The organism is Nitratireductor sp. GZWM139, assembly GCF_030068685.1.
GTDB lineage: Bacteria > Pseudomonadota > Alphaproteobacteria > Rhizobiales > Rhizobiaceae > Nitratireductor > Nitratireductor aquimarinus.
In genome coordinates this window covers 71,950-85,303 of sequence record NZ_JAMQML010000012.1, presented here as the reverse complement: position 1 = coordinate 85,303, position 13,354 = coordinate 71,950, and the positions used below count along the sequence as shown (strand labels likewise).

12 protein-coding genes are annotated in these 13,354 nt (G+C 63.0%); all 12 read left to right on the top strand.

All coding sequences use genetic code 11. The features are described 5' to 3' along the window. Positions 1-42 precede the first annotated feature (42 nt). The 12 genes from NDI72_RS15305 (at position 43) to NDI72_RS15250 (ending at position 13,236) form a co-directional block, all read left to right on the top strand. Positions 43-3,096, top strand: a complete 3,054-nt coding sequence (locus NDI72_RS15305) for an SPOR domain-containing protein (protein WP_283800871.1) — start codon at positions 43-45, stop codon at positions 3,094-3,096. 91 nt (positions 3,097-3,187) lie between these two features. Next, entirely contained in the window at positions 3,188-4,207 is a 1,020-nt protein-coding gene (gene nagZ, locus NDI72_RS15300; RefSeq protein WP_206546365.1) for a beta-N-acetylhexosaminidase, read from the top strand. Positions 4,208-4,267: 60 nt separating this feature from the next. Beyond that, on the top strand, positions 4,268-5,074 hold the full coding sequence (locus NDI72_RS15295) for a segregation and condensation protein A (RefSeq protein WP_204360910.1): 807 nt from the start codon (positions 4,268-4,270) through the stop codon (positions 5,072-5,074). Beyond that, on the top strand, positions 5,067-5,798 hold the full coding sequence (gene scpB, locus NDI72_RS15290; protein WP_113156343.1) for an SMC-Scp complex subunit ScpB: 732 nt from the start codon (positions 5,067-5,069) through the stop codon (positions 5,796-5,798). The genes NDI72_RS15295 and scpB overlap by 8 nt, the downstream gene beginning before the upstream one ends. A 53-nt stretch (positions 5,799-5,851) precedes the next feature. Continuing rightward, the gene (locus tag NDI72_RS15285) at positions 5,852-6,970 is read left to right on the top strand and encodes an ABC transporter ATP-binding protein (protein WP_283800870.1); all 1,119 of its coding nucleotides are present in this window, start codon (positions 5,852-5,854) and stop codon (positions 6,968-6,970) included. Between the two features lie 35 nt (positions 6,971-7,005). Next, a complete protein-coding gene (locus tag NDI72_RS15280) occupies positions 7,006-7,230 on the top strand; it encodes a twin-arginine translocase TatA/TatE family subunit (RefSeq protein WP_113155475.1) in 225 nt (74 codons plus the stop codon). 52 nt (positions 7,231-7,282) lie between these two features. Next, positions 7,283-7,945 carry a Sec-independent protein translocase protein TatB gene (gene tatB, locus NDI72_RS15275; protein WP_283800869.1) on the top strand — a complete coding sequence of 221 codons (663 nt, stop codon included), beginning with the start codon at positions 7,283-7,285 and terminating at the stop codon, positions 7,943-7,945. A gap of 52 nt (positions 7,946-7,997) precedes the next feature. Continuing rightward, positions 7,998-8,783, top strand: a complete 786-nt coding sequence (tatC, locus tag NDI72_RS15270; RefSeq protein WP_283800913.1) for a twin-arginine translocase subunit TatC — start codon at positions 7,998-8,000, stop codon at positions 8,781-8,783. A 68-nt stretch (positions 8,784-8,851) separates the two neighbouring features. Further along, on the top strand, positions 8,852-10,135 hold the full coding sequence (gene serS, locus NDI72_RS15265) for a serine--tRNA ligase (protein WP_283800868.1): 1,284 nt from the start codon (positions 8,852-8,854) through the stop codon (positions 10,133-10,135). Between the two features lie 4 nt (positions 10,136-10,139). Further along, a complete protein-coding gene (surE, locus tag NDI72_RS15260) occupies positions 10,140-10,898 on the top strand; it encodes a 5'/3'-nucleotidase SurE (protein WP_113155472.1) in 759 nt (252 codons plus the stop codon). Next, on the top strand, positions 10,895-11,548 hold the full coding sequence (locus tag NDI72_RS15255) for a protein-L-isoaspartate(D-aspartate) O-methyltransferase (RefSeq protein WP_283800867.1): 654 nt from the start codon (positions 10,895-10,897) through the stop codon (positions 11,546-11,548). Before surE ends, NDI72_RS15255 begins: the two co-directional genes overlap by 4 nt. A gap of 203 nt (positions 11,549-11,751) precedes the next feature. Further along, complete coding sequence (locus tag NDI72_RS15250; protein ID WP_349632277.1) at positions 11,752-13,236, top strand: peptidoglycan DD-metalloendopeptidase family protein; 1,485 nt, start codon at positions 11,752-11,754, stop codon at positions 13,234-13,236. Positions 13,237-13,354: the final 118 nt, after the last annotated feature.

The window sequence follows — 13,354 nt, the reverse complement described above, 5'->3', positions numbered from 1 at the left end:
TGACGTCGCGGGCGTCTACCGAGTGTGAGTGCGGAAAAAGGTATGGCAGATCATAGCCCGAACCAACGTGCGGATAGCGCCGTTTTTGCTGATGATGACCCGTTTGCGGAACTGACCCGCATTATGGGGCATGATCCACGGCGCGCCGAGGATTCTGGCAATGCAGCAGGGCAGGAGGGCGATGATCTCGCCCTCGAGCTTGAGAACGAGCTGCTGGGCGACCTGGCGGAGTTTTCCGACGAGGTTCGCGAAGAACCGGCCGAAGACCACAGCCGTCCGGAAATGCAGACGCAGGACTGGCGCTTCGAAGCGCCGCCAGCGGCTGAAGAGCCCGGAGCGATGGAGCAGGAGCCCGAAGTGGATCTTGCCTCCGACATGGCAAATGAACTCGACGAGACCTTTGCGGCGAGCTTTGAGAGCGAAATGCGCCTCGAGCCCGGGGAGGAAGCCGTGTCGGCAGACGTTTCCGCTTCCCCGGCCGCATCCATGGCAGAGCCTGAACCGTCGTTTGAACCTTCCATGGAGCGCGAGCCGGTGGCCGCTGCTCAGGAGCCGGAGCAGGTTTCGCAGCACGATGCGTTTGCAGCGCCCGAGGCTCCCGAGGCCCGTCAGGGCCATGAAGCGCCTCCGGCTTTTGACCCGCACGATATCGAACAGCATTTTTCCGAGTTCGACATTGATGCGAGCGCCCGTGAGTTTGCGTCCTTCGCTGCGGAAGAGCAGCAGCCCATCGAGGAAAGCGCGCCGGAGCCAGCCGAGGAGCCGGTCGTAACGTTCGATGAGAGCGATTTTGCACAGCTCGACAATGATCTTGAAGCTTCGCTTGCAGCCGACAATTGGCAGGTGAGCGACGTATCCGCTCAGCCGGTCGAATCAGACGCGGCCGATACGCGTTACGTGCACGCACAGCCCCTGCACACACAGTCCATGCACTCCCAGCCCATGGTCACGCAACCCATGGACGTGCAGCCAGAGCAGACGGTCGAGACCGACATCACGTCTTCCGCCACTCCCACTGGAGCGGGCGTTGAGGACGAGGACATGTTCCCGGAGCCCGACGCCTGGGCAAGCATGCCTTCTGAGGACACGGATGCGGCGGATGCCGTTGCCGGGGATGTTGCATCGACAATCTCCGAATTCGACGTGCCGCCAGCCACCGACATTTCGGCGGCTCTTGCCGACGCCGTTCGGGTTTCGGGCGGTGCAGATCCCTATCTTTCGCCTCAGGCCTTCGCAAATTCCGTTGCGCAGGGGGCTGAAAAGTCTGGTACTGTCGATGCAGACATGGCCGGCGATGACCATGATTTTGCGGCCAGTCTCGAACAGCAACTGACTGCGGGGGCTCTTGCGGAAGAGGAGGTGGCGGAACCCGTCATGGAGCCGCAGAGAGAACCGACCCCCGAAACGAGCTTCGACTGGGGTGATCTTGATTTTGGAGCGCCCGAGGCTCTCCAGTCTGTCGAGACGCATGAGCCAGTCGCGCCCGAGGCAACCGAGACCACACCGGCATCGTCGATTCCGTTCTGGCAGCAGCCTGAAGAACCGCAGCCGAATGTGAGCTATGGTGGCGGCAGCGAAGCCAGCACGCCGTTCATCGATACGGTCGATGTTCCCGGCAATGAGCGCGTTCCCGTTACCGATTCCGCCCACATCCCGGAATTCGTGAGCGAGCCGGAGCATGCGCCGGCAGCCGAGGCGGATGATCTGGAACTGGCGCTGGCGCGTGCTTTCGGCGATAGCGAGAGCCTGCCCGAGCGTGCAGAGACCAGAAGCGCGGCCGAGGAAACGCCGGCATCGTCCATTCCCAGGGACGCCTATGCCGCAGCTGCCCTTGAGGGCGATGAGCCGCGGCGTCCGCAGGACGATTTCGACTTCGAGACGGCCTTTGCCGACAGCTTTGCCGAAACCGGCGAGTTCGACGATGATTTCGCTGCGGGCAGGGATGCCGGTGCGGCGGTTTCCGGTCGTGCGGAAGCTGCGGATGGATTTGCCCCGGCCATGACGCCCTGGGACGAGCCCGTCGACGAATTTACGCCGGCAGAACAGGCGGCAGCGCCCGCAGCGGCAGCTGCTGCGGCTGCGGCCTCGCGCTCCAACCCGCTCAAGAGCCGTCGCAACACGTTGATCGCGGCTGCGGTTGGTGGTGTTGCCGTGGTTGGCGCGATTGCCTTCTTCGCACTGGGATCCGGTGGCGGCGATGACAACACGGCCCCGGCGGTCGTTCGCGCGGACAATGATCCGGTCAAGGTGAAGCCTGAAAACCCGGGCGGCCAGCAGGTCCCGAATCAGGACAATCAGGTCTATCAGCGCGTGACCGGTGGTGAGACGGACAGCGATCCCGCGCAGGAGCGCCTGGTGTCCACGGCAGAGGAGCCCGTCGAGGTTCCGCTTGCCGCACCGAAGTCGGAAGAACGTCTTGATCCGAATGCAGGTGACACCGCAGCGCCGACCAGTGAGCCGGTGACGGCGATGACCCCGCGTCGCGTGCGCACCATGGTGGTTCGTCCCGACGGAACGATTGTTCCGCGCGAGCCGGAAGCTCCGGTGCAGACGGCGACGGAAACGGCGGGCGCGCCTGCTGCGACCGGCAATGCACAAGAGGTTGCGCCTGACGCAAGGCTGGCGGCAGCCGGTGAGAATGCGCCTGTTTCCGGCACAGCCCAGACGGGTGCCGGCGAAACGGCCGCCGCCCCGAATGTGCAGGCGCCGGTGCCGACATCGCGGCCTGCAGCGCCGGCGGCGCCGCAGCAGCCAGCTGCACAGCAGCAGTCTTCGCAGGTGGCCGCAGCCCCGAGCCAGCCGACGCAGCCTGTCGCACAGGCTCCGGCTCCCGCACCGGTAACCACCGGTACGGATGGCTGGTCGGTGCAGATTTCTTCGCAGCCGACCGTGGAAGCGGCGCAAAAATCCTATCAGGACATGGCGCAGCGCTACGGGAACCTGCTGACCGGCAAGGGCGTGAACATCGTCAAGGCGGAGATCGCAGGGAAGGGCACTTACTATCGTGTGCGCATTCCTTCTTCTTCGAAGGACGATGCAATCCGTCTCTGCTCGCAGCTGAAATCGGCTGGCGGAAGCTGCTTCGTCTCGAAGTAGGTTTCGCAGACACTCCAGTCAAAACCGCCGCCATTGCGCGGCGGTTTTTTGTTTTCTTTTCCAGATTCGTGCGCCCGGCTATCCTGTGGGCATGAGCGAATCAAAATCCATGATCCTCGGTGCGACCGGGACCAAGCTGACGGCGGACGAAATCGCCTTCTATCGAAACGAGCGTCCCTGGGGGTTCATCCTCTTCGCGCGCAATATCGCGGAGGCCGGGCAGCTGAGTGACCTTGTCGCCTCCATGCGCGACAGTGTCGGGCGGCCGGATGCGCCGGTTTTCATCGATCAGGAAGGCGGAAGGGTGCAGCGGCTGCGACCGCCCATGGCCGCCAATTATCCGACGGCTTCGGAGCTTGGCAGGATTTACGACAGGGATCCTGAGGCCGGCGTGCGCGCTGCCTGGCTGATGTCGCGTCTGCACGCGATGGACCTTAAGCGCTACGGCATTACCGCTGACTGTCTGCCGGTTCTCGATGTGCCGATTGCCGGCGCGCATGACGTGATCGGCGACCGCGCCTATGCGCATGATCCAGAGGCGGTGATTGCGCTCGGACGCGCGGCCAGTGACGGCCTGATGGCCGGGGGCGTGCTGCCGGTGATGAAGCATGTGCCCGGTCACGGGCGCGCGTTCTGCGACAGCCACAAGGCGCTGCCGGAGGTGACGGCCTCGCTGGACGAGCTGCGCGCGCATGATTTCGTGCCGTTCAAGGCGCTTGCCGATCTGCCCATGGCCATGACCGCGCATATCGTTTTCCACGCCATCGATGCTGAGCGTCCGGCGACCACTTCCGAGAAGGTGGTGCAGGAGATCATTCGCGGCGAAATCGGCTTTGACGGGCTTTTGATGAGCGATGACGTCTCGATGCACGCACTTTCTGGGGATTTCTCGGATCGTGCGGAAGCAATCCTTGCGGCAGGCTGTGATCTCGTCCTTCACTGTCACGGCATCATGCCGGAAATGAAGGCCGTCGCCGAAAAAGCGCCGGAATTGTCGGGCAAGAGCCTAGAGCGTGCGAACCGCGCCATGGCGTACCTGACACCGGGTGACGACACTGAAGAATTGGCCGCGCGGGCGGAATTCGAGCAATGCTTCGCGGCGGTCGCCTGATGATAGGAACCACAACGCTTGGCGCAGAGTGCTGAAAAGACAGCCGTCAAACCGGCTCCCATGGAGAAGCTGTGGGACGACAAACCCGATGATCACGGGGTGTCGGAGCCTGCGCTGACGGTCGATGTGGCGGGCTTTGAAGGCCCGCTCGATCTGTTGCTGCATCTGGCGCGTACACAGAAGGTGGATCTGGCGCGCATTTCCGTTTTGGCGCTCGCCGAGCAGTACATCGCCTTCATCGAACAGGTGCGCAAGATGCGCCTGGAGCTGGCCGCCGACTATCTGGTGATGGCGGCCTGGCTTGCCTATCTGAAATCGCGCCTGCTGATCCCCAAGAAGCCCGAGGACGAAGAGCCGACGGGTGAGGAGATGGCGGCCCTTCTGCAGTTTCGCCTGAAACGGCTTGAGGCGATGCGTGATGCGGCAGCGCGGCTCGTGAACCGCAACCGGCTTGGCCGGGATGTGTTTGCGCGCGGCATGCCCGAGCCGGTGATCGTGCAGAAGCAGAGCGCTTTCTCCGCTTCGCTCTATGATCTTCTGACCGCTTATGCTGCGCAGCGCCAGCGGCGCGCGGTGACCAATGTGCGCATCGCCAAGCGCGGCGTCTGGTCCCTGAAGCAGGCGCGCGACATTCTGGTGCGGATGATCGGTGATTTTGGCGACTGGACGGCGCTCGATCATTTTCTGATCCGTTACATGACCAATGCCGAGGAGCGGGCGACTGCGACGGCCAGTTCGTTTGCCGCTTCGCTGGAGCTGGTGCGCGAAGGCGCACTGGAAATCCGGCAGCAGGAGGCTTTTGCGCCCATCTATATGCGCACGGGCAAGAAGGCTCCCGCCAGCCTCTTCGAGGGCTATGATGACTGAAAACAGCAATGTGGTTCCGTTTGTCGCCAATGATGGCGATGAGGAAAGGGAAGAGAGCAAGTCTGTTTCGCCGCATCTGGTGGAAGCCAAGCGCATGGTCGAAGCGATCATCTTTGCCAGCGCCGAACCGGTGCCCGAGCGGGCGCTGGTCGAGCGGCTTCCACAGGGTACGGATGTTGCCGAGGCGCTGGAAGCACTGCGCAGCGACTATGAAAAGCGCGGCATCAATCTGGTTCGCGTGGAAGATTGCTGGGTGTTTCGCACGGCGAGCGATCTTTCCTTCCTGATGAGCCGCAATGCGGTCCAGCAGCGCAAATTGTCGCGCGCCGCGCTCGAGATGCTCGCGGTCATCGCCTACCACCAGCCGGTGACGCGGGCAGAGATCGAAGAAATCCGTGGTGTCGAGACCTCCAAGGGCACGCTCGACATTCTGCTGGAGACGGGCTGGGTGAAGATGCGCGGTCGCCGCCGCACGCCCGGACGGCCCGTAACCTACGGAACCAGCACGGAATTTCTCGACCATTTCGGTCTGGCGGAACTGCGTGATCTGCCGGGGATCGAAGAGTTGAAGGGCGCGGGGCTGCTTTCCGCCCGCATGCCGGCCAATTTTGCCGTTCCCCAGCCCATGACAGATCCCGATGAACTCACAGAAGATGAAGATCCGTTGACGGATATCGATCTGGAAGAGCTCGGTCTGTTGACACCGCTCGCAGAGGATGATTGACGGAAGGTCCGCGGGACAGGGGCCGCCTGCGATCCATCCAGGGATACCGGTGCATGGACAGTAAGAAGCAAAGTTCGGCGCGCAGGACAGCCGGCGTCAGCTTTGCGGCGCGTCTCTCCTTCAAGAACATCAGCCATTCCTATGCTTCGGGCGGGCAGACGCTGCGCGATGTTTCGGTTTCAGCCGAGCCGGGCGAGGTGCTGTGCCTTCTGGGGCCTTCCGGCTCCGGCAAGACGACGCTTCTGCGCATTGCCGCCGGCATCGAGGCGCAGCGCGCCGGGCAGGTATTCCTCAATGAGCGGGAGATTGCGGGGCCGGATGTCTTCCTGCCGCCGGAGAAACGCTCCATCGGCCTGGTGTTCCAGGATTTCGCGCTGTTTCCGCATCTGACGATTCTCGACAATGTGCGCTTTGGCCTGACAGCCCTGTCGGGCGGCGAGGCGCGGCAGGAGGCGATGAACGCGTTGGAGCGTGTCGGGCTCGACGGCTATGCCGACGCCTATCCACATGTGCTGTCGGGCGGTGAGCAGCAGCGTGTTGCGCTTGCGCGCGCGCTTGCGCCGCGTCCGGCGGTTCTCCTGATGGACGAGCCATTTTCCGGGCTCGATTCGCGCCTGAAGGACAATGTGCGCGCCGAAACGCTTGCGATCCTGCGCCAGAGCCGCGCCACGGCGGTTGTGGTGACGCATGACGCCGAGGAAGCCATGCGCATGGGCGACCGGATCGCCCTGCTCAAGGATGGCGGGCTGGTGCAGGTGGGCACTGCCGAAGAACTCTATCATCGTCCTGCCGATCTTTTCGTTGCGGGTTTCTTCTCCGAGATCAACGAATTCGAGGGGCGGGTTCATGCAGGCGCGGTGGAAACGCCGCTTGGACGTTTTCCCGCCGATGGGCTGGAAGAGGGGGCTGCGGCAACGGTCGCGGTGCGCCTTTCCGGCTTCCAGGTGGACCAGAAGGGCGGGGCCGTGCCTGCCCGCATCATCTCGCGCCGGTTCCTCGGCGTGGTGGAATTTCTCGAACTCGCCATTCCCGGCGCGGATCATCATGTCCGGGCGCGTGTGCGCTGTGGACATCTGGAGCCGGGCGTGCGCGATATATGGCTGAATGTCGTCCCGAGCGATGTGCTTGTGTTTGCGAGACAATCGTTTGAACAATCGGGCGAAAGCGCATAAATCAAATCAATGGCAATTGGTGAAAGAGACTGATCATGGGTTCCTTTTCAATCTGGCACTGGCTCATCGTGCTCGTCGTGGTGCTGCTCCTCTTTGGTCGCGGCAAGATCCCCGAGCTGATGGGTGACATGGCCAAGGGCATCAAAAGCTTCAAGAAGGGCATGTCCGACGATGACGAGGACACGACCAAGACGGTCGAGCATCAGGCTGACGAGCCGGTGAAGGACGCAAGCAAGCCGAACAAGAAGAAGTCCGGCTGATTCGGCGCTGATGCGCTGCGGATAAACTTCCTGCCCCTCTTTCCGGTGACTTATGTTTGATCTTGGCTGGCCCGAAATCATGGTGATCGCCATCGTCCTGATCGTCGTGGTCGGGCCGAAGGACTTGCCGCGTATGCTGCGCTCATTCGGGCGCACGACGTCCAAATTGCGCAGCATGGCTGGCGATTTCCGCAAGCAGTTCGATGAAGCGCTGCAGGAAGCCGAGCTTGATGACGTGAAGTCTATCGTGGACGACGCGCGCAAGCTCGATCCGCGCAACGAGATCAAGAAGCACCTGAACCCTCTGGAGCAGGTGGGACGTGATATTCGTTCCGGGCTGGATGAGGCCATGAAGCCGCAGGCGGCGAAGTCAGGGCCTCCGGCCTCGACCGAGACGCATGCGGCGGAACCGGCCAAGGCCGGGGCAACCCGCATGCCGGGCGAGGGGAAGGCTGGAGCCGTCAAGGCTCCGGCGAAGTCCACGTCTGCCAAGACGTCGCCGAAGGCTACTTCAACAAAGGCGGCGTCGACGAAGGCTGCTTCGACAAAGAGCACGGCAGCCAAAAGCACGGCAGCCAAGACGGCCGCTGCAAAGCCGGCGACGACGAAGGCGGCTGCAAAGCCGAGAGCGGCGGCCAAGCCGAAGGCCGCCAGCAAGACCACTGCGGCGGGCGCGGCGAAGCGTCCGGCCACCAAGAAGACCAGCGGAGCCTAATGTCGTGAACGCCGAACTAGACGACGACATCGATCAGTCTTCCGCCCCGCTGATGGATCACCTGATCGAGCTGCGTTCGCGGCTCATCTGGGCGATCGGAGGGTTCTTCGTGGCCTTTCTGGTCTGCTTCTTCTTCGCCAAGCAGATCTTCAACCTGCTGGTGATTCCGTTCCAGTGGGCGACCCAGTGGGCCGGTCTCGACGCGGACAAGGTGGACCTGATCTACACCGCGCCGCAGGAATTTTTCTTTACCCAGATCAAGCTGGCCATGTTTGGCGGCCTGGTGATCGCCTTCCCGGTGATTGCCATGCAGATCTACAAGTTTGTCGCACCGGGGCTTTACCGCAACGAGCGCCGCGCGTTCATTCCGTTCCTGATTGCCTCGCCGATCCTGTTTCTGATCGGCGCTGCACTCGTCTATTTCTTCTTCACGCCGATGGTGATGTGGTTCTTCCTGTCCATGCAGCAGGTGGGGCCTGACAATACGGTGCAGATCTCTCTGTTGCCCAAGGTTTCGGAGTATCTCGGCCTGATCATGACGCTGATCCTGTCCTTCGGCCTCGTGTTCCAGCTTCCGGTCGTGACGACGCTCATGGCGCGGGTGGGGCTTCTGACCTCGACCGGGCTTGCCGACAAGCGCAAATACGCCATCGTGGCTGCTTTCGTGGCCGCGGCGATCCTCACGCCGCCGGATCCGGTGAGCCAGATCGGCCTTGCGCTTCCGACCATCCTTCTCTACGAAATTGCCATCTGGGCCGCCCGCATGGTCGAGCGCCAGCGCGAGAAGGAAGCGAACGCGCAGGACGACACCGGCGAGACGGACCAGCCGACCGCCTAGATCAGCAGGTCATTTCCTGTCTGTCCCGGGGCGGTTCACTGCAATCTCTCCGCGATTGGAAATCAGACATGCTCGACATCAAATGGATTCGCGAGAACCCGCAGGCGCTGGACGAAGCGCTCAAAAAGCGCGGCGCGGACCCTGAAAGTGGGAAGCTCCTGGCGCTTGACGAAGCGCGCCGCCAGCACCTGACAAAGCTTCAGGAGGCGCAGGAGCGCCGCAATGCCGCCTCCAAGGAAATCGGCAAGGCCATGGCATCCGGCGACAAGGGCCTCGCCGAGAAGCTGAAGGCCGAAGTGTCTGAGCTGAAGAGTTTCGTTCAGGATGGCGAGGCTGAAGAGCGCCGCCACGACGCCGCGCTCAACGATGCGCTGGCGCGTGTTCCCAACATCCCGCTCGAAGACGTGCCGGTTGGCGCGGACGAAAACGACAATGTCGAAGTGCGCAGGCATGGCGAGCCGAAGCACGCCAGCTGGTCGAAAGAGCATTTTGAGATCGGCGAGGCGCTCGGCCTGATGGATTTCGAGCGCGCGGCAAAGCTTTCGGGCTCGCGCTTCACGGTGCTATCCGGCCAGCTTGCCCGCCTTGAGCGCGCGCTTGGCCAGTTCATGCTCGACCTGCACACGCAGGAGCATGGCTACACGGAAGTGCAGCCGCCGCTTCTGGTGCGTGACGATGCAATGTTCGGCACCGGGCAGTTGCCGAAGTTCACCGAGGACCTGTTCCGCGCCGGTGACGATCACTGGCTGATCCCGACGGCGGAAGTGTCGCTCACCAACCTCGTGCGCGAGGAAATTCTGGAAGGCGACAAGCTGCCGCTGCGCTTTACCGCGCTGACGCCGTGCTTCCGTTCGGAAGCGGGTTCTGCGGGACGCGACACGCGCGGCATGCTGCGCCAGCACCAGTTCTACAAGGTCGAACTGGTCTCGATCACCGATGCCGAAACATCGATTGACGAGCACGAGCGCATGACGGCCTGTGCCGAGACCGTGCTGAAGAAGCTCGACCTGCCTTACCGCACCATGGTTCTGTGCACGGGCGACATGGGGTTCGGCGCGCGCAAGACCTACGATCTGGAAGTCTGGCTGCCGGGGCAGAATGCCTATCGCGAAATCTCGTCCTGCTCGGTCTGTGGCGATTTCCAGGGGCGTCGCATGAATGCGCGCTACCGTGCGGCCGGCGAGAAGCAGACCCGCTTCGTGCACACGCTCAACGGTTCGGGAACGGCTGTTGGCCGTGCGCTGATCGCGGTTCTGGAAAATTACCAGAATGAGGACGGCAGTGTCACGATACCGTCAGCCCTCAAACCCTATATGGGCGGCCTGGAGAAAATCGAAGCATCGAAGGATTGAGACTTTGCGCATTCTGTTGACCAATGACGATGGCATTCACGCAGAAGGACTGGCGACGCTGGAGCGTATCGCCCGCACTTTGAGCGATGATGTCTGGGTTGTGGCGCCCGAAACCGACCAGTCGGGCTTTGCCCATTCGCTGTCATTGTCGGAGCCGCTCAGGATGCGCAAGATCGATGACAGGCATTTTGCCTTACGCGGCACGCCCACCGATTGCGTTATCATGGGCGTGCGGCACGTGATGGACACGCCGCCGGACCTGATCCTGTCCGGCGTCAACAACGGCACCAACATTGCCGATGACGTGACCTATTCGGGAACCGTGGCCGGTGCGATGGAAGGGACGCTTCTGGGCATTCCGTCCTTTGCGCTGAGCCAGGCCTACGACTTCACCGACGAAAGCCGCTACATTCCCTTCGGCACCGCCGAGGCGCTTGCGCCGCCGCTTCTGAAGAAGCTGATCGACCGGCCCATGCCCGAAGGCGTTCTGATCAACATCAACTTCCCCAATTGTGCGCCGGAAGACGCCAAGGGCACTCTGGTGACCGCACAGGGCAAGATGGTGCACGGGCTGAACGTGGAAGAGCGCCGCGACGGGCGCAACTATCCCTATTACTGGCTGCGTTTCGGCCGCCAGCAGGCCGATATTCGCCAGGGCAGCGATCAGGCGGCGATCCGTGACGGCTATGTTTCGGTTACGCCGCTGCATCTCGACCTGACGGCGCATGAAGTGCGTGACCAGCTTTCCAAGGCTCTGGCATGAACGAAGCGGGGCAGGAGCGCGAGAGCTTTGCCGCGTTCATGCTGCGCATGCGCGCACGCGGAATTGGCGGCAAGGAGCTCTTTGCCGCCATGGAAGCGACGCCGCGCGCGGGCTTTCTTCCATCGGAATGGTATGCGGCGGCGTGGTCGCAGCGCATGGTGCCGATTGCCTGTGGCGAGGCCATAGAAGGCTGCGACCTGCAGGCAAGGGCCATCGATGCGCTGGAACTCTCTTCCGGGCACCGGGTGCTGGAGATCGGCACGGGGTCGGGCTTCACCGCTGCGGTGATCGCGAGGCTGGCGGGCCGGGTCCTCACGCTCGACCGTTACAAGACGCTTGGTGTGGAAGCACAATTGCGCTGGGAGAATCTGGGCCTCACCAATGTGTCGGCCCGGCATGCAGACGGTTGCGAAGGCGCACCCTCCGACGGGCCGTTCGACCGAATCATCGTGTGGGCCGCTTTCGATGAATTGCCGCGCCGTTTCGTCGACCAGCTTGCCACCGGCGGCATTATGGTCGCGCCAATCGGACCGGGCGACGATGTGCAGATGATGACGAAACTGGCCAAGGTTGGCAGTCGTTTCGAGCGCACAGACCTTGAAAACGTGCGGTTACAGCCTCTTTTCAAAAGCGCTGCCGAGGCCATCTGACGCCCCCGGCGAGGGGCGTTCATCTCAAAATCTCCCCGCAGCTTAACCGCTGAGTAACATTAACGCGATTTAATTGCCCGTGTTCAGGTATTGGGTACGCGGGTAGTCACATGCGTTGCATTACACGGAGTTTCGATCGCGCTATGTTGCGCGGAGCCGCTGTCATTTTGATGGGCGGCGTTGCGGCAGGATGCAGTTCCGATGTGTCCCGCTTCAAGTCCAGCGATTTTGCAGATGCACGGTCGACCAACCGGGCGGTGGCCATGGCCCCTGCCAGCCAGCCCTATCCGGGCGATGTCGGCGGTGTTGACACCACCTACACGGGTTCGATCAGCCGTCAGGGCTCCAGCCCGCGGCCGAACGGTCTCGTGGGTGGCACTGTCAGCCAGCCTCTGCCCGCGCCGACCAACACACCGGTTCGCGCAGCGACCAGGCCGGTTGACCTGACCAATCAGACCGCTTCCAACGTACAGCGCCAGGCGCTTCCCGCGCCGTCGCAGCCGCAGCCGGCACGCGTTGCCGCAGCGCCCGTGCCGGCGCAGCCGCAGCTTGACCGCACGTCGACCGGATCGGTGACGCGCCAGCCTGCGCAGACCGGGCAGGGCGGCGGCCAGACGATCACGGTGCGCGAAGGCGAGACGGTGTTCAACCTGTCGCGCCGGTTCGGTGTGCCGGTTGCCGCCATTCTCGGCGCAAACAATCTTTCCAGCGCATCGCAGCTGCGCACGGGTCAGACGCTGATGATCCCGAGCTATGCCTATTCGGGCAATGCACCGGCTGCCGCATCTGACAATGGTGCGGCCACGCAGCGTCAGGCCGCTGCGCCGCAGCCTGTTCCCAATGAGCCGACGCCTCAGAGAGAGCCGCAGGAACGCCTTGCGGTTCTGCGCGAGACGCCGCGGCCCAAGCCGCGCCCGCAGGGTTCTGAAACGAACAATGCCGCGAGCAACGCCAATACGAACAGCCAGACGGCGCCGGTGCAGGCCAAGACGGCTTCTGCCGGTTCCTACACCGTGGTTTCGGGCGACACGCTTTACGGCATTGCCCGCAAGACGGGGGCGAGCGTCGCGAACATCAAGGCGGCCAATGGTCTTGCCGATGGTTATCTGAAGGTCGGTCAGATTCTGACCATCCCGTCCGGCAATGTGAGCCAGCCGACGCAAGTTGCAGCGGCTCCGAAGACGGTTGACCGCACGACGACCAGCGCCACGACCCGCGATCCTGCACCGGTGGTGAAAACCTCGACGCAGGCTCAGACACAGGTTGCCGCCGTGGCGAAGCAGAGCAATGAAGTTGCGCCGGACTCGACCGGCATCGGCAAGCTGCGCTGGCCGGCGCGTGGTCGAATCATCTCGGACTTCGGCAGCACCTCGGGTTCCGTGCGCAATGACGGCATCGACATTGCCGTTCCGGCAGGCACGCCGGTCAAGGCAGCCGAAAACGGCGTCGTGATCTATGCCGGCGACGGGCTGAAGGAATTCGGCAACACGGTTCTGGTGCGCCATGACAACGGCATGGTGACGGTTTACGGCCACGCCAGCGCGCTTCGGGTGAAGCGTGGCGAGAAGGTCCGGCGCGGTCAGGAAATCGCCCTGTCGGGCATGAGCGGCAGCGCCGAGCGCCCGAAACTGCACTTCGAAGTGCGCAAGGACGCCACGCCGGTCAACCCGACGGGTTATCTGGAATAGACGTTCCCTGAATAACGAGAAAAAAGCTGCGGCCTGCCAGACCTCCGGTCAGGCTGCCTCTTTGACCCGCCCGAAAGGGCGGGTTTTTTATTGAGGCGAAGCGTTGGGTCGGGGGGGT